The following is a 16,956-nucleotide window of genomic DNA, read 5'->3' on the forward strand; positions in this document are numbered from 1 at the left end:
AGTTAAGGCCTCGACACGCCGGTCGGGGTGGCAATAACTTCATGATCAACAGGGTCGGGGTCGGCCCTGGGGGTGGGTGGGGTGGGGGTGGGGGTGGGGGTGGGTTAGTTGGTGGTGGGGCGGGTGGTGCGGCGGGAGGCTCGGGTGCGCCGGCTGTCGGGGGCCGGGTCCTCCGCTGCTGCTTCGGTGGGACGGTCTGGGTCCGTACGGGGGGCCGGCACGTGCGGTGCGGCGGTGGCCTCGCCGGGCAGTGAGCCTGCCCTGGGTGCCTGCGGTGCGGCGTCGGCCCTCCTGCGCCGCGCTGCGGTGCCGGCCGTCGACGCTGGGGTGCTGGCCGTCGAGGCCGCGGTGCTGGCGGTTGACGCTGAGGTTGTGGCAGCCGAGCCGGAGACCGGCGGCGTGGGCTCGGTCTCGGCGATCGGGGCCGGGTCGGCCGCCGCGTCCCGAGTGACCGCACCCCGATCGGCGGGGCGGCTCTGCTCGGCCGCGTGGTTCCGTTCACTTCGCTCGCCGAGGCGGGCGGCCAGCACCGAGCCGCCGATACCGGCGATCACCGCGTACGGGGCGATCAGCTGGGTGGACAGCTGCGCGGGGCCCAGCGTCGACCAGTGCGGCAGGGTGGTCAGGTAGGCGAGCGCAACGAGCACCGGACCCGCAGCGCCGGAGGCCGCCGCACCCACGCGGTGCCCGACCGAGCGGGCGGACCGCCGGGCGGCCAGTACGCCGATCAGCAGCGCGGGCACCAGTGCCAGCAGCGCGCCGGGCCAGTAGAGCTGGCCCCCGATCCAGTACCGGGCGTGGTCCGGGTCGAACTGCCAGGTACCGAGTTGCGCGCCGGTCAGACCTCGTCCGACGCGTACCCCGTCGATCACGGAGATCACCGCGAGCAGCCAGAGCCAGGCGGCCGTCACGGTCACGTTGACAGCGGCGGCGCGGGAGCGAAGCGCCCAGATCGCGACGAGGACGCCGATCAGGATGCCCAGTGTCGCCTGCACGGCGGCCGTCCGTTGCGGAGCGCCGGTGTCCGCGCCGGTAGCGACCCGCGCGGGTACCGCGATCAACAGCACCGTGACCAGCCCACCCAGCCCGGCGCCAAGCGCCAGGGCCACCCGGCGCAGCAGGCCATTGCGATCGTGGACCGGCGGCTCGGCCGCCGGTGGTGGCGTGCCCGCCACCTCCGGGCGGGCGGTGTCGACGGCCGGTGAGGGCCCGTCAACCGGGCTCTCGTGCTCCGGCCTCCGGTCGTCGAGCTGTGGGCCCTCGTGGCGGGCACCATCGCCGGGCGACGTTTCCGGAGCGATCACTGTCTTCGCGGGGGCGTTGCGTTGGTGCAGCCGCTGCGCGCAGACCGCGCCGAGGACCGTCGAGCTGGCGGCGAGCCAGGTGGCCCAGGCGAGGCCGTCCGCCCAGGCTGTGTCTGTCGCACCGGCATCGGTCGGCGTCCAGGTGATGACGCCGAGCCCGTAGCCGAAGCCCAGTTGTGCGGCACCCGCGCCGGCAGCGACCCCGATCGCCGTCGCGATCGATACTCCCCAGCCCTGTCTGGCCATGCCGGGCAGCGTAACGTCCCGTCGTCGGCGCGGCGAGTCGCAAAGACCCGCCGGTGTGGACCGCCGGTGCGGGCGGGTTGGGCGGCGGGCGGTACGGTCGCCGGTGATGAGGCGGTGGGCGTTATGACGGATACGAACACGGGCCAGCAGAATGCCGCCGGTGGCGGTGCGGGCCGGGCCAGCGTCGTGCTCGGTGGTGGGTTGGCGGCGGTGCTGCTCGCCGCCGTGGGTGCGACCGGCGGTTGGTTGCTGGCCGGCGAGGACGACGCACCCTCTGGTGATCCGCTGGCCGTCGCGACCACTGCTGGCGCGTCGACCACCCGGGCCACCGCACCCCGACCGAGCACCGGGCGGCCGACACCGTCGGCGGTCCAGACCTCCGCCACCTCGACCAAGGGGGCTGGCCTGACCGTGCCGCCGGTGATCGGCGACGACTTCGAGCAGGCCCGGGAGACGCTGCGCAAGCAGCGGCTGGGTTGGCGGCTGGTCTTCGGTGGTGGCGTCGGCCGTACTGTCGAGAGCACCACACCGGACGTGGGCACCGAGGTCGTCCGGGGGACGACTGTGCAACTACAGGTCGCCGGGCCGGCACCGGCCGCCGAGGTGCCGGACGTGGTCGGCAAGAGTTGCGCCGACGCCGCCGACGAGTTGGTCGACGAGGGCCTCTACCCGCGTTACCTCAGCGGACGTACTGGAAAGGTCAGCCGGCAGGAGCCCGCCGAGGACGGCCCGGCCCGGTGGAACGACCAGGTCAGCATCTGGTGTGGCTCCGACGGCCAGCCGACCGCGAAACCCACGCCCTGATTCCAGGCCGGCGGGTTCGAGCCTACCGGCCCCTGCCCGCCGCACTGTCCCGCCAACGGCCGGCGCGGCTCGGCACGCTGATCCCCGCTGATGGCGGTGTGGGCGACTAGGTTGGCGGTCGAGGGCCATGACGCCCGTCCGGGTTCGGGAAAGGACGTGCGATGAGCGACGACCGCCAGGAGCCTCCCGCCGACGATCACGACGACGACCGGACCCGACCGCTGCCCTCCGCCGCTGATCGGCCGGCCCCGACCGGGTCCGCCGCCGACGGACCGGACGAGACGGCACCGATCGATCGGACTGTTCCGGCTCGTCCCGATCTGTCGCCCGACCAGACCATGCCGATCGACCGGTCCGCCGGCACCCGGCCGGGTCCGCAGGCCGACCGGACGGCGCCGATACCACCGGCCTGGTCCGGTCGGGCCGAGGTGCGCTCGCCGCGACCGGATGACGCCGGCGGTGAGTGGTACGTCGAGGAGCAGGGTGGTCGGCGGTGGTGGTCGCCGATCCTCTGGGGCGTACTGGCGCTGCTGCTCGCCGGCCTGCTCGGGGGCGCGCTGTGGGTGGTGCTCGCCCAGCAGGATGACGACCGGGACGAGCGTGGGCCCACCCCGTCGCCTCCGCCGACCAGTGCCCCCAGCGCCGTGCCGACCAGCGCAGCCCCGACATCGGCGACGCCCACCAGTGAGTCGCCGAGCAGTTCGCCGACCACTGACGCGCCGGACGAGCTGCCGGTGCCACCGCTCGCCGGCCTGCCGCAGGCCACCGCCGAAGGGTTGTTGGCTCGGCTCGGCCTGGCCTACCGGGTGGTGTACCGCCCGTCGGAGCTGCCACCGGGGACGGTGGTGGGCACCGAGCCGGAGGCGGGCACGTCGGTGTCGACCGACGACGAGGTGTTGTTGATCATCTCGCAGGCCGAGCCGCCGACCGGGGCGAGCCCGACCACACCGAGCCCCACGGTGACGAGCACGCCGTGACCGCTGGTCACCACATCCGGCGGCGGGTGCCGACGAGGCCGATGCCGGCCAGCGAGATGGCGAGGCCGAAGATGCCGGACCAGAAGAGGGAGCGGCGGATGTCGGTGGCGCTGTGCCCTGCCGGAGCGGCCTCGGTGAGTTCCTGACGGCCGTCGGACTGGCCGCCGGCACCCAGGCCGGACACCGGCCCGGTCGGGTCGGCGCCACCAGCCTGGTCGGCCGGGGAGCCGGTGTCGATCCAGCCAGGTTCCTCGTAGACCGACTGACCGTCGCCCGTCGGCGGGTCCGAGTCGAGCACGGTGATCTCCGGTGCGGGCACCGGTGCGGTCAGCCGGGTGGACGACATCGCCGGGTCGCGGACGAGGACCAGGAGTGCCGCCATCGCCCCGAGGAGGGCGAGGAGTCCGAAGGCGTAGGCGATACGGGAGCGGTGGTGCCGCCGCAGGGCGGGCTGATTGACCATGACCATCCCAGGGTCAGGGTCCTGGACGAGCGGGTGGAACGGTGCCGGGGTGGGCGTACCAATTCTATGGCGACTGCACGCCCACCGGCGGCGGTTCGGGTCGGTCAGCCCACCCGGAGCGGGGTACGCGCGACCGGGCGGCGGGCCCGCACGGTGTGCGGGCGGGGTTCGGGGGCGGCCTGCAGTTGCTGCAGCCCTTCCCGCTGGACGAAGATCGACCGTCGGGTGACAGCGTCGCCCGCGGCGTTCAACTCGTAGCCGTCGAGCCAGAGCCAGCCGTCATAGGTCGGCCAGTCGAGCACCCGGATCACCCGGAACTTGATCGGCCTGAGGAACTGGACACTCGCCGCGCGTGTCACGTGCAGTACGTCACCGGTGCGGGGAAGCACATGGGCTCCTGGGGAGGATCGGCCGGCGGTCGCGCCGGCGGTGCCTGAACGGGGGACGTCTCGGCCGGTGACGGGGTCGTGCCTCGTGGACCGGTGGTGCGGATGGCGGTGGTCGGGCCGTACCCCGCTGGTGACGTGCCGCCACCCGACCACCACCCGGTTGCTTCCGGGAACCGCGCCCGCCGCCGCAGCTTGCCGGCTTGCAGCGGCGGGGTCCTTACCCCGGAGCAGGTCGCGTTGTCGTCGGCCGGGCCCGCGCCGTGCCCGGCTTCCCCGCGGCGGTGGGGTCACCACTGCGAGGGACCGAACGGAGACGCTGAGTGATCCGTGCCATACGGACAGAGTGCATCAGGGACGTGCTTCATGCAAGTTGCACGTCGACTTTTGCCGATACGTGAGCGTGTCGCGCGAAAGGCCTATTGAAGCCATCCGCGTCCGGGCGGCAGACTGGGGGCCGGTTTCGCCCGTCGCGGCCGGCCGAGGACCGGCACCACCCCCTTCGTCGCGAACGCTCGCCGGTCGACGGTCGCGCCCCCGGCGGGTGTCACCCAGTGGCGCGTTACCGGAGGTAGCCCGAGTGGGGTCGAGCAGCCAGCGGCGGGGACCAGTGACTCACGGGTTGCGCGATGAGTGAGCGGCGCAGTCCCACCATCAGACGGCGACGGCTCGGGGCCGAGCTGCGTCGCCAGCGGGAGTCCGCCGGGATCACCATCGAGGTGGTCGCCGAACAGTTGGAGTGCTCGGCGTCGAAGGTCTCCCGGATCGAGACCGGGCACACCACCGCCACCCCGCGCGACGTGCGGGACATGCTGCGGATCTACGGCGTGGTCGGCGCCGAGAGCGACGAGCTCGTGCAGATCGCCCGGGAGGCCCGCCAGAAGGGCTGGTGGCACCCCTACAGCACGGTGCTCGTCGGCGCTTACGTCGGTCTGGAGGCGGCGGCCAGTTCGATCCGGGCGTACGAACAGCAGGTCGTTCCGGGTCTTCTGGAGACCGAGGAGTACGCCGGGGCCATGATCCGTGCGGCTCGGCCGGACTTCACCGCCGACCAGGTGCATCAAAGAGTGCGTGTCCGTTTGGGCCGTCAGTCGTTATTGACCCAGGACGATCCGGTCGATCTGTGGGTGGTGCTCGATGAGGCGGTGGTAAGTCGGCCGGTGGGCGGGGACGAGGTGATGCGCGGCCAACTCAAGCGGTTGGTTGAGGTGGCCGAGTTGCCGAACGTGACGCTGCAGATCCTGCCCTTCGAGGTGGGTGCGCATGCCGGCATGGACGGCACGTTCACGATCCTCAGCTTCCCTGAGCCCGGTGATCCGGATGTTGTGTACGCGGAGAACGCCACGGGTGGGCTCTTCCTCGAGAAGAGCGACGAACTACAGAAGTACAGCTTCATCTTCGATCACATCCGCGCTGCGGCCATACGTCCGGAGGAGTCCGTCGCACACATCGCAAAACTGGCAGAGGAGCCGTTGTGGAAATGGCGACCAAAGGGTTCCCCGTGGACCTGACGCAGGCAGCATGGTTCAAGAGCTCGAAGAGCGGGCCGAACTGTGACAACTGCGTGGAGGTGGCGTACGTGACGGGGGCGGTCGGAGTGCGGGACTCGAAGGACAAGGCGGGCCCCGCCCTGGTCTTCGCACCGGGTGACTGGCACTCCTTCGTCGCCGGCACCCGGGGTGGTGTGTTCGGCGCGGTCTGACCGACTGGTCAACACAGTCCCCGTCCGGTTCGCCGGACGGGGACTGTGTCGTCGCCGCGGTTGGCGCGGCCGACTGTCGCGGCGCGGCAGTGACCGGCGAGGTTCCGTCGGGATTCCCGTCGCCAGAGCGTCCCCGTCTCGTTGAACCGGTCGGTACGGCACTGGTCGACGACCAGCCGCACCGACCCGCAACCGAGCGAGTAGGCGAGACGGATGACGACGATCGGTTCAGACAACCTCACCACCGGTCCGGCGAAGCCGGAGCGGTTCGGTGGCAAGTACCGCGGCGCTCGTCGGGACACGGTTCTGACCGAGGTGGTCTCGACCGACCAGGAGTTGAGCGGGCGGGAGGGTGCTTCCGAGACGACGGATCCTCCGCTATCGCTGCCCTCACTGGACCCGAACCCGCTGATCGAGCCGTCGTTCCCGCCGACGGGCTGGCCGATGGAGCGGCCCGAGTCCCTGGCGGACCACCCGTTGCTGCGTGGCCTGCTGATGGAATTGCCGCCGAAGGGCACCGTGCCCTCGCAGGACTGGCTGGACCGCTGGTTCGAGGCGACCAGGTCGATCCTGGAACTGCTATACGTGCAGAGCGCCAGCCGCCCGCGTTGACAGTGCGACGGCGGGCTGGGCCCGCTCCGCGAAGCGGTTGTGCCGCAGTGCGTGCCGGACCCCGATGGCGATCACCGCGAGCGCACCCACTGTGATCGCCGGCCCGGTGACGCCGGGGTCGGCTCCGAGGTCGGTGCCGGCGGCGGCGATCAACGCCGGCACCGTGGCCAGGGCGGTGACCTGTAGCGGCAGCCCGACGAGCGGGTGGGCCGCTGCGGCGCGCAGCCCATGTGGCGCGGGAGTGGCGGGGGCACTGGCGAACGCGCCCGCGCCGGCCCACAGCCGGCGGATCCGTCGTACCGAGCAGACAGTCGCCACGAGCGCCGGGCCGGCGGCCAGGGTGAGCCCGGCGGCGGCCCGGTCGACCGGCTCGGTGCCGGCGCTGAGCAGTCCGCCGCCGAGCACGGCCGCGGTGAGCGCAACGCCGCTGAGGGCCAGCACCAGCAACCATCCGGTACGCCGACGCAGCATGCGGGTGTTGCGCAGCCGGGGAAGGCCGTCGGCAACGACGCCGGCGGCCAGCCAGACGGCGGCAACCGGGAGCAGGATGGTGAGCTGACTCTCCATGTTCGAGAGTCTTTCCCGAATCCCGGTGAGGCGAATCCGGGCGCGTCCCCCGTTCGCCCCGGACGCCGGGCCCGTAGGGGGTCATCACTTCAAGGTTATGGCCGTTTCGACATGTTCAACTGCCCGACGGCTGACTTACCCTCAGCTAGATCGGCGAGTGTCGATTGATGTTGGGACCGGTGGTCACGTTCCACTGCCGGTCAGAGGGAGGTAGGAAATGGGTCTTCCACGAAGGTCCGTACTGATCGGGGTGGCCGCGGCGACAGTGCTGGCCGTCGGTACCCCGGCCCTGGCCGCCGAACCCGTGGGTGTGGTTCGGGCCGCCGGCGGAGCCACCGCCGTGCCGGACAGCTACATCGTCGTACTCAAGGACAGCGCGGTTGCCCGGGACCGGGTCGGCGACACCGCGAAGCGGCTCTCCGGCCGCCACGGCGGCACTGTGGCCCGCACCTACGGCGCGGCGCTGCGCGGCTTCGAGGTCACCGTGAACGCGAGCGCGGCGGCGCGGATCGCGGCCGACCCGGCTGTGGCGTACGTCGAGCAGAACCACACCGTCTCGATCTCCGGCACGCAGGCCAACCCGCCCTCCTGGGGCCTCGACCGGATCGACCAGCGCAACCTGCCGTTGGACAGCTCCTACACCTACCCGAACACGGCGAGCAACGTGCACGCCTACATCATCGACACCGGCATCCGGTTCTCCCACAACGACTTCGGCGGCCGGGCCACCTCCGGCTACGACGCCGTGGACGGCGGGTCGGCCGACGACTGCAACGGGCACGGCACGCACGTGGCCGGCACTGTCGGCGGGTCCACGTACGGGGTGGCCAAGGGCGTCCAGCTCGTCGGCGTACGGGTGCTGAACTGCTCCGGCAGTGGCACCAACGCCGGTGTGATCGGCGGCGTCGACTGGGTCACCGCGAACGCGATCAAGCCGGCGGTGGCGAACATGAGCCTCGGCGGCGGCGCGAACAGCTCACTGGACAACGCCGTCCGCAACTCGATCGCCTCGGGTGTCACGTACGGCCTGGCGGCCGGCAACGACAACGGCGCGAACGCCTGCAACACCTCGCCGGCGCGTACCACCGAAGCCATCACCGTGGGCTCGACGACCAGCTCGGACGCCCGGTCGTCGTTCTCCAACGTCGGCACCTGCCTGGACATCTTCGCCCCCGGCTCGTCGATCACCTCGGCCTGGTACAACAGCAACACCGCCACCAACACGATCAGCGGCACCTCGATGGCCACCCCGCACGTGGTCGGAGCGGCGGCCCTGGTGGCCAGCGCCAACCCGAGCTGGACCCCGGCTCAGGTCCGCAACCAACTGGTGGCCAACGCCACGCCCAACGTGGTGAGCAACCCCGGCTCGGGCTCGCCGAACCTGCTGCTCTACGTGGGCACCGGCAGCACCCCGCCGCCGCCCACCGGCTGCACCGGCACCAACGGCACCGACGTGTCGATTCCGGACGCCGGCTCGGCGGTGACCAGCTCGATCACCATCTCCGGCTGCGGTCGTAACGCCTCCTCGACCTCCACAGTGGCGGTGAACATCGTGCACACCTACCGCGGTGATCTGGTCATCGACCTGCTCGCCCCGGACGGCAGCTCGTACCGGCTGAAGAACAGCAGCACCTCGGACAGCGCCGACAACGTGAACGCCACCTACACGGTCAACGTGTCAGGTGAGGCCGCCGACGGCATCTGGCGACTCCAGGTGCGGGACACCTACTCGGCCGACACCGGCTACATCAACACCTGGACCCTGACCGTCTGACCGGTCCCTGACGACCGAGGCCCCACCCGGCACGCCGGGTGGGGCCTCGCGTCGTACAGATCGGGCTCAGACCGAGAAGGTGGCCGGTCGCTCGGTGGCCGGGGCCGGCGGGCGGGCCTTCCACAGGCCGATCTTCTGCGCGGCGAGCCGGCTCAGGTAGGCCGGGTTGAGGATGACGTAGCGACGCCAGAGCCGCTTCGGCTCCAGACCGAGACGCCAGAACCACTCAAGACCGGCGCGCTGCATCCACGGCGGGGGCTGACGCAGCAGCCCGGCGTGGTAGTCGAAGGCCGCGCCGACCGCCATCAGCGGCATGTCGAGCAGCGGCCGCATGGCGTACGCGAAGACCTCCTGGCGCGGGCAGCCGAGCCCGACCAGCACCAACCGGGCGCCACTGGACCGGATCCGGTCGGCGATCTCGGCGTCCTCACCGGGTTGGACGGCACGGAACTTGGACGGCTCCACCCCGGCGATCTTCAGCGCCGGGAACATCCGCTCCAGGGCCGGGATCAACCGGGCGAGGGTCTCCTCGGTCGAGCCGTACAGGTAGACCGGCAGCCCTTCGTCGGCGAAGCTCGACAGCACGTGCAGGGTCAGGGTCGGCCCGTACACCCTGTCGCTGAGCCCGGCGTGGTGCAGCAGGTTGAGCGCCCACCGCACCGGCTGCCCGTCCGGCGTGACCACGTCGAAGGAGTTGAGCCGCGCGTTGTGCGCAGGGTCGAGCACCCCGGTCATCACACCGTGCACCGCCAACGCGGTCAGCGCGAGGGGACGCCGCTCGTGTGCCGCTGTCACCACCGCATCGGTCGCCGTGGCGTAGTCGGTGGCGTCGACGAGGACGCCGAGCACGTTGCGCTTCGTCCGGGCGCTCATGGCTGGGCCACCCACTTGTCCACGTTGGCCTCGTAGATCTCCCGCAGGATCATCGGCACGTCGTAAGTGATCTTCCAGTCCGGATACTGCGCCTCGAACCGGGCCATGCTGCTGACGTACCACTGGTGGTCGCCGGTGCGGTTCTGCTCGACGTAGTTGATCCGCGCCTCGCGGCCGGTGATCTCCTCAGCGATCCGGAACGCCTCGATGTGCGAGGTGTTGGAGTGCCGGCCGCCACCGAGGTTGTAGACCTCGGCGGATCGCGGGGCCCGGAAGAACGCCTCGAACGCGGTCAGCACGTCGTGCGAGTGGATCGCGTCCCGGACCATCTTGCCCTTGTAACCGAAGAGGTTGTACGTCCGGCCCTCCATGACGCAGCGCATCAGATAGGCCAGGAACCCGTGCAGCTCGGCCGCCGAGTGCGCCGGGCCGGTCAGCGTGCCGCCCCGGAAGCAGGCGGTCTTCATGTCGAAGTAGCGCCCGTACTCCTGGACCATCACGTCCGCGGCGACCTTGGAGGCGCCGAAGACCGAGTGCAGCGAGTGGTCGATCGACATCTCTTCGGTGATGCCCTGGTACCAGCGGTGGTCCTCGGGCAGCTCGTACCGGGTCTCCAACTCGATGAGCGGCAGGCTGTTGGGCCGGTCGCCGTACACCTTGTTGGTCGAGCAGTGGATGAACGGCGCGTCGATGGCGTGCCGGCGGGTGTTCTCCAGGATGTTGAGCGTGCCGCCGGCGTTCACGTCGAAGTCCGTGTACGGCTCCTTGGCTGCCCAGTCATGGCTCGGCTGGGCGGCGCTGTGGATCACCACGGCAATGTCCTTGCCGTACTTCTTGAACACCTGCTCCAGGCCGTCCCGGTCCCGGATGTCCACCGCGAAGTGGGTGTACGCGTTACCCAGGTCACGGCCGAGCCGTTCCAGGCTCCACGAGGTGGAGCCGTCCTCGCCGAAGAAGTACCGGCGCATGTCGTTGTCGATGCCGACGACATCCAGACCGAGGCCGGCGAAATGCCGAACCGCTTCGGAGCCGATCAGACCACCCGACCCTGTCACCAACGCGACACTCACACGCCACTCCTGGTCCATTGGAGGCAGAATCCATCGGAGCATAGCGTGACGTCCAGCACGCCCCGATATGACGGAAGGGCCCCGCATGAAGCGGAGCCCTCGTCGGTGGTGGGGATGGGGGGAGTTGAACCCCCACGCCCTTTCGGGCACACGGACCTGAACCGTGCGCGTCTGCCATTCCGCCACATCCCCGTGGCACAACCCGGAACACTCTAGCCGCCCGGCCCCGCCGTCTCCAACGGGCCTCGGGAATACTACGCTGTCCCTGACGCTCGCCACGAGCGATTACCGTTCGTGGCGGACGAAAGATTAGCACGACAGTCCCGGCCCTTCCGAACGGGTCGAGACCAGCCGGCCGAGCGGCGTGTGAGCTGCGCGCGCGCCGGCCGGATACCATCATGTCCTCGGGACCCGAGGAGGAGCCGGTGAGCGTGCTGCAACGCTTCGAGAAGCGTCTGGAAGGCCTGGTCGAAGGGGCCTTCGCCAAGGTCTTCAAAGGGGTGGTCCACCCCGTGGAGATCCTCAACGCCATGCAGCGGGAGGCCGAGGCGCACAAGGCGATCCTGGCCGGTGGGCGCACGTTGGTGCCCAACCGCTACGTGATCGATCTCTCGCCGTTCGACCACACCCGGCTGGCGCCGTACGCCGCCGCGCTGGCCCAGGAGTTGGCCCAGTCGCAGGCGGAGTTCATCGGCGAGCAGGCGTGGACGGTCTACGGCGACGTGATCGTCGAGATCGAGCGAGGCGAGGGTCTGGACACGGGCATGTTCCGTGTCACGGCCGAGGTCTACACCGGCGGCGAGGTCGCCCCGGTGTCGGCGCCCGGCTATGACGCCGGCCCGCCCGCCTACCCCGCGTACGACCAGGGCGGTGGCTACGGCCCGCCGCCCGGGCACGGTGGCGGTCGCAACGTGCGGCTGGTCTCCGGCGACGGTCGCACCTACCCCCTCCAGATGGGGTCGACGGTGATCGGACGCGGCGACCAGGCCAACCTGCGTCTGCCCGACGTCGGCATCTCCCGGCGACACGCCCGGCTGGATTTCGACGGGGGCCAGGTCGTGTTGACCGACCTGGGCTCGACCAACGGCACCATGGTGAACGGGCAGCGGGTCTCCGCCGTCGCGCTCAACCCCGGTGACATGGTCCAGCTCGGGACGACGACGCTGACCTTCCGCGTGGACGGCTGACCCGCCTTGCCGGAACTGGTCATCACCGTTGCCCGGTTCGGGTTCCTGATCCTGCTGTGGATCTTCGTGTTCACTGTGGTCGGCGTGATCCGCCGGGACCTCTTCGCGGGCGCCCGGTCGGGTCGTCTGGTGGCCGCGCCACGCGCGGTGGGCGCCTCGACGGGGCAGGCGGCCAAGCCAGCGAAGGTGAAGCGGGGCAGAGCGGCGCACCAGCTGGTGGTGACGGCCGGTCAGCTGGCCGGCACCAAAATCACTCTCGGTGAAGCGCAGATCACCATCGGTCGGGCTGAGGACTCCACCCTGGTCATCACCGACGACTACGCCTCCGCGCGACACGCCCGGCTCGTGCCGCGTGAGGGGCAGTGGTACGTCGAGGACCTCGGCTCGACTAACGGCACGTACCTCGATCGCGCTAAGGTCTCCGGACCAACCCCCGTCCCCCTCGGCGTGCCGATCCGGATCGGCCGCACTTCCCTCGAATTACGGCCATGACTCTGACCCTGCGCTATGCGGCCCACAGCGACCGCGGTCTGATCCGAGACGGCAATCAAGACTCCGTCTACGCCGGGCCGCGGTTACTCGCCGTTGCCGACGGCATGGGCGGTATGGCCGCCGGTGACGTCGCCAGCAACATCGTCATCGGTGCCATGGCGCCGCTCGACGAGGACGTCCCGGGGGACGCTCTCGTCGATGCGTTGCGTTCGGCAGTGGGCACCGCCAACCAACAACTCCGCGACACGGTGGACGCCAACCCACAGCTGGAGGGGATGGGCACCACGCTGACGGCGACCCTCTTCACCGGCAGCAAGCTGGGCATGGTCCACATTGGCGACTCGCGGGCCTACCTGCTGCGCAATGGCGAGTTCGCGCAGATCACCAAGGACGACACCTACGTCCAGATGCTGGTCGACGAAGGCCGCATCAGCGCCGAGGAGGCGAGCAGTCACCCGCAGCGGTCGCTGCTCACCCGTGCCCTCGACGGTCGGGACATCGATCCGGAATACTCGGTCCGCCAGGTCATGCCCGGCGACCGGTACCTGATCTGCAGCGACGGCCTGTCCGGTGTGGTCAGCGCCGAAACCATCGGCGAGACCCTGCGGGAGTACACCGACCCGCAGCAGTGCGTCGAGCGGCTCGTGCAGCTCGCGCTGCGCGGCGGTGGGCCGGACAACATCACGGTGATCATCGCCGACGCCACGGACCAGGACATCGTCGAGGCGACCCCGATCGTGGGCGGCGCCGCCGCCCGGGACCGGGGCATGGCGACCTCCGCCGACGACTCGACTCCGGCGGCCCGAGCCTCGGCGCTTTCCGCGCCGCGTCCGGCCGCCCCCGAGGAACCGGCGGCCTCCGACGATGACGCCGACCGGCCGAAGCGACGCCCGGTCCGGACCGCCGCCATGGCGCTGGCCCTGCTGGTGATCGTCGGCGGTGCGGCGTTCGGTGGTTGGACGTACACCCAGCGGCAGTACTACGTGGGAGCCACCGAAGAGGGCCAGGTTGCCGTCTTCCGCGGTGTCCAGGGTCAGATCGCCGGGATGGATCTGTCCAGCGTGCACCGCCGCAGCGGCACCCGCCTGGACGACCTCACTGTCGCCGCGCAGGACACCGTCAAGGTCGGCATCCGAGCCAAGAGTGAGCCGGACGCCGAGCGTCAGCTCGCCGAGCTGACCAGCGACACGCCGAGCAACCCCAACCTGAAGCCGCTCTGCCCGCTCGACCCGACCGCCGCCGGGGTCAACACGCCGACGCCGACGCCGACCCCGGTCGGCTCGACGCCGACCCCGAACGGCAGCCCGAGCGCCAACGCGTCGCCGACCCCCAACGGGGTTGTCAGCGCAAGCCCGACCGCCGGTGCCACCACTGCACTCGGTGGGGCCGGCGCGACCACCACACCCGACGTCACGCCCTCCGACTCGGCCACGCCGGCGCTCGACCCGGCCGGCTGCCGGTCTCCTGAGTGAGCGTCGGCTGAGATCCTGAGGACTCCACCCGTGACCGTAGCGGCCACACCGGCACCCTCGCCCGCCACCGCGGGCGAGCAATCCGGCGTACGCCTGGCGCGGTCGCGCCGCAACGCCGAGCTGTACCTGCTGTTGCTCGCGATGGTGCTGGTGGCCGCGTACGGGGCGACCGTCGAGGCGAACCTGCTGGACACGGTCACCTCGGACTTCTGGATGCCGGCCGCCGCGCTCGGCGCGGTCTTCCTCGGCCTGCACCTGGTCATCCGGTTCCTCGCCCCGTTCGCCGATCCGGCGCTGTTGCCTGCGGTGGCCCTGCTCAACGGGCTCGGGGTGGGCTTCCTGCGCCGGATCGACCTGGGCGACGCCCCGGTGGCCGAGCGGGAGAGCCTGGCAGTCTTCGCGGGGCAGGGCGGACGTCAGCTGGCCTGGACGCTCGGTGCGGTGATCCTCGCCGCCGGCCTGCTCGCGATCATGCGTGACCACCGGTCGATCTCGCGGTACGCGTACACCCTGGGGTTGGCCGGCATCGTGCTGGTGATGATCCCGGCGGTGCTGCCGTCGAGTATCTCCGAGATCAACGGCGCGAAGCTGTGGGTCCGGGTCGGCAGCTTCTCCATCCAGCCGGGTGAGTTCGCCAAGTTGGCGCTGCTGGTCTTCTTCGCCTACTACCTGGTCCGCAAGCGTGAGGTGCTGTCGCTGGCCAGCCGGCGCTTCCTCGGCATCGACTTCCCGCGTGGCCGTGACCTCGGGCCGGTGGTCGGCGTCTGGCTGATCAGCGTCCTGGTGCTGGTGTTCGAGAAGGACCTGGGCACCTCGCTGCTCTACTTCGGCATGTTCGTGGTGACGCTCTACATCGCCACCGAACGGGTCAGCTGGCTGCTGATCGGCCTGGTCCTCTTCTTCGGCGGCGCGTACCTCGCCTACGTCCTCGGCTCGACTGTCGGCGGGCCGTTCGCCAACTTCTACGTGCGGGCGGAGATCTGGCTCGACCCGTTCGCCGACCCGACGAACAAGGGCTACCAACTCGTGCAGGGCCTGCTGGCCCTGGGCACGGGCGGCCTCTTCGGCGCCGGGCCGGGCGGCGGTCAGCCGGAGATCCTGCCCGAGGTGCAGAACGACTTCATCTTCGCCGGCATCGGTGAGGAGATCGGCCTGTTCGGCCTCTCCGCGCTGCTCGTCGTCTACCTGCTCATCGTGGAGCGCGGGCTGCGCGCGGCACTCGCGGTACGGGACTCGTTCGGCAAGCTGCTCGCCGGCGGTCTCGCGTTCACCCTCGGTCTCCAGGTCTTCGTGATCGTCGGCGGGATCAGCAAGCTCATTCCGCTGACCGGTCAGACCACCCCGTTCCTGTCCGCCGGCGGGTCGTCGCTGATGGCCAACTGGCTGCTCATCGCGGTGCTGCTGCGGGTCTCCGACGGCGCCCGCCGACCGGTGACCGGAGGAGGCGGCGGCAAGGCGGCCCGTCCCAGCGGTGGCCCGCCCGAGCAGCTGCACGGTGCTCCCACGGAGGTGATCAAGCCGTGAACGCACCCCTGCGCCGCGTTGGCGTCGTCGTCATGGTCCTGTTCGGTCTGCTCTTCGCCAACCTCAACTGGATCCAGGCATACAAGGCGGATGAATACCGGACCAGCGACTACAACGGTCGGGTCCAGGTCGCCGAGTACGACCGTAAGCGCGGCAACATCGAGGCTGGCGGCACGGCGGTGGCCACGAGCAAGGAGACCACCGGCAACCTGAAGTTCCTGCGCACCTATCCCAGCGGCGCCAAGTACGCCCATGTGCTCGGCTACAAGCCGGTCAACCTGGCCGACCAGGGCATCGAGCAGGTGGAGAACGACTTCCTGGCCGGCACCAGCGACCAGCTGATCGGCGACCGGTTGAAGGACATGTTCACCGGCGACGACACCGGTGGCGGCAACGTGCTGCTCACGCTCTCCAAGCGGGCCCAGGACGTGGCGTACGACCAGTTGCGCAACAACGAGGTCGGTGCGAAGCGGGGCGCGGCGATCGCCGTCGACCCGCGTACCGGTGCCATTCAGGCGCTGGTCTCCATGCCGAGCTTCGATCCGAATCCGCTGGCCAGCCACGACACCAACGAGGCAGCGGCGGCGTACAACAAGCTGGAGAAGGACCCGGATGAGCCGCTGAAGAATCGCGCGCTTGGCGAGACGCTGCCGCCGGGTTCCACCTTCAAGATCGTGGTGGCTGCGGCGGCGCTGGAGAACGGCGTCACCAAGACCACCCAGATCCCGGCCGGTTCCAGCTACACCGCGCCCACCTCGGGCACCCCGATCCGCAACGCCGATCCGTCGATCTGCCCGACCCGGCAGGTCACCCTTCTGGAGGCGGTCACCGAATCGTGCAACACCGGCTTCGCCCAGCTCGGTGTGCGGCTTGGCGCGGAGACCCTCAAGGAGAAGGCCCGGCAGTTCGGTTTCGAGCAGGAGGACCTGACCGTCGGCCAGCTAGGCGAGGGCGGCCTGCCCACGGCGGCCAGCCGGACCGGGACCATGCAGAACCAGGACGGCAGCACCGACCCGGCCGCGCTGGCCCAGTCCTCGATCGGCCAGAACAACGTTCGGATGACCCCGCTCGAAGGCGCCATGATCGCCGGCTCGATCGCCAACAACGGCAGCCAGATGCGGCCGTACCTGGTGCGGCAGCTGCTCGCGCCGGACCGGACCACCAGCTACTACACGGCAAAGGCGCGGGAGCTGCGCCAGCCCGTCGAGCCGCCGGTCGCCGCCGACCTGCGCGAGATGATGGTCAGTGTGGTCCAGAACGGCACCGGGCGGAAGGCCGCGATCAACGGCTACACGGTCGGCGGCAAGACAGGCACCGCCCAGTCCGCCCCGGACCGGCCCGACCACGGCTGGTTCATCGGCTTCGCCCTGGACAAGAACGGCAACCCGGTCTCCGCGGTCTGCGTGGTGCTGGAGCAGGCCGGCCCCGGTGGTAGTGGCGAAGCCGCTCGGATCGCCGGTCAGATCATGCGGGCCGCCATCGCCGACCCAGGGGGTCGCTGAC

The 16,956-nt window shown here is 70.6% G+C and carries 17 protein-coding genes and 1 tRNA gene; 11 read left to right on the top strand and 7 right to left on the bottom strand.

What is annotated here, in order from left to right:
• Positions 1-104: 104 nt before the first annotated feature.
• Positions 105-1,550, bottom strand: a complete 1,446-nt coding sequence (locus tag AB0K35_RS10375; protein WP_363884828.1) for a hypothetical protein — start codon at positions 1,548-1,550, stop codon at positions 105-107.
• A 123-nt stretch (positions 1,551-1,673) separates the two neighbouring features.
• On the opposite strand from AB0K35_RS10375, the gene AB0K35_RS10380 reads away from it, so the two are divergent.
• Entirely contained in the window at positions 1,674-2,354 is a 681-nt protein-coding gene (locus AB0K35_RS10380; protein WP_238669697.1) for a PASTA domain-containing protein, read from the top strand.
• A gap of 161 nt (positions 2,355-2,515) precedes the next feature.
• Positions 2,516-3,331, top strand: coding sequence for a PASTA domain-containing protein (locus AB0K35_RS10385; RefSeq protein WP_238669698.1), 816 nt, complete (start codon positions 2,516-2,518; stop codon positions 3,329-3,331).
• Positions 3,332-3,338: 7 nt separating this feature from the next.
• On the opposite strand, the gene AB0K35_RS10390 is transcribed toward AB0K35_RS10385, so the two are convergent.
• Both AB0K35_RS10390 and AB0K35_RS10395 read right to left on the bottom strand, forming a co-directional pair.
• On the bottom strand, positions 3,339-3,800 hold the full coding sequence (locus AB0K35_RS10390) for a hypothetical protein (protein WP_363884831.1): 462 nt from the start codon (positions 3,798-3,800) through the stop codon (positions 3,339-3,341).
• Positions 3,801-3,898: 98 nt separating this feature from the next.
• Complete coding sequence (locus tag AB0K35_RS10395) at positions 3,899-4,183, bottom strand: hypothetical protein (protein ID WP_091396374.1); 285 nt, start codon at positions 4,181-4,183, stop codon at positions 3,899-3,901.
• A gap of 626 nt (positions 4,184-4,809) precedes the next feature.
• Between AB0K35_RS10395 and AB0K35_RS10400 the strand changes: the two genes are divergently transcribed.
• The 3 genes from AB0K35_RS10400 to AB0K35_RS10410 all read left to right on the top strand — a co-directional run bounded on the left by AB0K35_RS10400 (position 4,810) and on the right by AB0K35_RS10410 (position 6,494).
• Entirely contained in the window at positions 4,810-5,691 is an 882-nt protein-coding gene (locus AB0K35_RS10400) for a helix-turn-helix transcriptional regulator (protein WP_091396372.1), read from the top strand.
• Positions 5,661-5,882 (top strand): DUF397 domain-containing protein, encoded by a 222-nt coding sequence (locus tag AB0K35_RS10405; RefSeq protein ID WP_091396369.1) that lies wholly within the window; start codon positions 5,661-5,663, stop codon positions 5,880-5,882. The genes AB0K35_RS10400 and AB0K35_RS10405 overlap by 31 nt, the downstream gene beginning before the upstream one ends.
• A 213-nt stretch (positions 5,883-6,095) precedes the next feature.
• Positions 6,096-6,494, top strand: coding sequence for a hypothetical protein (locus tag AB0K35_RS10410; protein WP_238669700.1), 399 nt, complete (start codon positions 6,096-6,098; stop codon positions 6,492-6,494).
• Here AB0K35_RS10410 and AB0K35_RS10415 read toward each other — a convergent pair.
• Positions 6,462-7,061 carry a hypothetical protein gene (locus AB0K35_RS10415; RefSeq protein WP_363884833.1) on the bottom strand — a complete coding sequence of 200 codons (600 nt, stop codon included), beginning with the start codon at positions 7,059-7,061 and terminating at the stop codon, positions 6,462-6,464. The genes AB0K35_RS10410 and AB0K35_RS10415 overlap by 33 nt on opposite strands.
• Positions 7,062-7,278: 217 nt before the next feature.
• Here AB0K35_RS10415 and AB0K35_RS10420 point away from each other — a divergent pair, with 217 nt between their 5' ends.
• Entirely contained in the window at positions 7,279-8,835 is a 1,557-nt protein-coding gene (locus AB0K35_RS10420; RefSeq protein ID WP_238669702.1) for a S8 family serine peptidase, read from the top strand.
• Between the two features lie 66 nt (positions 8,836-8,901).
• On the opposite strand, the gene AB0K35_RS10425 is transcribed toward AB0K35_RS10420, so the two are convergent.
• The 3 genes from AB0K35_RS10425 to AB0K35_RS10435 form a co-directional block, all read right to left on the bottom strand.
• On the bottom strand, positions 8,902-9,708 hold the full coding sequence (locus tag AB0K35_RS10425; protein ID WP_363884835.1) for a WecB/TagA/CpsF family glycosyltransferase: 807 nt from the start codon (positions 9,706-9,708) through the stop codon (positions 8,902-8,904).
• Positions 9,705-10,820, bottom strand: a complete 1,116-nt coding sequence (locus AB0K35_RS10430) for an NAD-dependent epimerase/dehydratase family protein (protein ID WP_357267930.1) — start codon at positions 10,818-10,820, stop codon at positions 9,705-9,707. Before AB0K35_RS10430 ends, AB0K35_RS10425 begins: the two co-directional genes overlap by 4 nt.
• Positions 10,821-10,884: 64 nt before the next feature.
• Positions 10,885-10,970 (bottom strand) — tRNA-Leu (locus AB0K35_RS10435).
• A gap of 206 nt (positions 10,971-11,176) precedes the next feature.
• Here AB0K35_RS10435 and AB0K35_RS10440 point away from each other — a divergent pair.
• From AB0K35_RS10440 to AB0K35_RS10460, 5 genes are read left to right on the top strand one after another with little or no spacing between them, the layout of a single operon-like run.
• Entirely contained in the window at positions 11,177-11,965 is a 789-nt protein-coding gene (locus tag AB0K35_RS10440) for a DUF3662 and FHA domain-containing protein (RefSeq protein WP_238669705.1), read from the top strand.
• 6 nt (positions 11,966-11,971) lie between these two features.
• Positions 11,972-12,457 (top strand): FHA domain-containing protein, encoded by a 486-nt coding sequence (locus AB0K35_RS10445; protein WP_030487599.1) that lies wholly within the window; start codon positions 11,972-11,974, stop codon positions 12,455-12,457.
• On the top strand, positions 12,454-13,929 hold the full coding sequence (locus AB0K35_RS10450; protein ID WP_112583979.1) for a PP2C family serine/threonine-protein phosphatase: 1,476 nt from the start codon (positions 12,454-12,456) through the stop codon (positions 13,927-13,929). Before AB0K35_RS10445 ends, AB0K35_RS10450 begins: the two co-directional genes overlap by 4 nt.
• A 30-nt stretch (positions 13,930-13,959) precedes the next feature.
• A complete protein-coding gene (locus tag AB0K35_RS10455) occupies positions 13,960-15,453 on the top strand; it encodes an FtsW/RodA/SpoVE family cell cycle protein (protein WP_238669707.1) in 1,494 nt (497 codons plus the stop codon).
• Positions 15,450-16,955 (top strand): penicillin-binding protein 2, encoded by a 1,506-nt coding sequence (locus AB0K35_RS10460; RefSeq protein WP_238669708.1) that lies wholly within the window; start codon positions 15,450-15,452, stop codon positions 16,953-16,955. The genes AB0K35_RS10455 and AB0K35_RS10460 overlap by 4 nt, the downstream gene beginning before the upstream one ends.
• Position 16,956 lies beyond the last annotated feature (1 nt).

This window comes from Micromonospora sp. NPDC053740 (assembly GCF_040677775.1).
GTDB lineage: Bacteria > Actinomycetota > Actinomycetes > Mycobacteriales > Micromonosporaceae > Micromonospora > Micromonospora alfalfae.